This is a genomic window from Tritonibacter sp. SIMBA_163, from assembly GCF_046535935.1.
GTDB classification, from domain to species: domain Bacteria; phylum Pseudomonadota; class Alphaproteobacteria; order Rhodobacterales; family Rhodobacteraceae; genus Epibacterium; species Epibacterium scottomollicae.
Genome location: NZ_JAWJBP010000287.1, coordinates 1 through 288, shown reverse-complemented (window position 1 = coordinate 288; position 288 = coordinate 1). Strand labels below are relative to the sequence as shown.

General features: G+C 67.7%; 1 protein-coding gene. It reads right to left on the bottom strand.

The annotated features are described in order from the left end of the window. Nucleotides 1–116: 116 nt before the first annotated feature. On the bottom strand, nt 117–288 hold a 172-nt coding region (locus tag R0J92_RS22435), incomplete at its 5' end, for a LytTR family DNA-binding domain-containing protein (protein ID WP_411053284.1).

Genomic DNA, 288 nt, shown 5'->3' with positions numbered 1-288 from the left:
GGTCAGATGGGCGACATGGAGGCGATGGCCGCTCATGCGGAGAAGATCCGGGCGGCGCGCTGAACGATCTGTCACAACCCGGGGACCGCACCCTCACGGCGCTGCGCGGCAGTGGATCAGGACAAGAGCCCACGCTTGCGCAGGTCCGGCAGATAACGGCGTGAGACCGGAAGGTCGCGCCCGTCTGCTGTGGTCAGCCGGGCCGCCGATCCGATGCGTTCGCCCTTGACCACCGCATTTTCGGCCACCCAATGTGATCGGTGAACCTGCCATCCGGCGCCGGCCTCC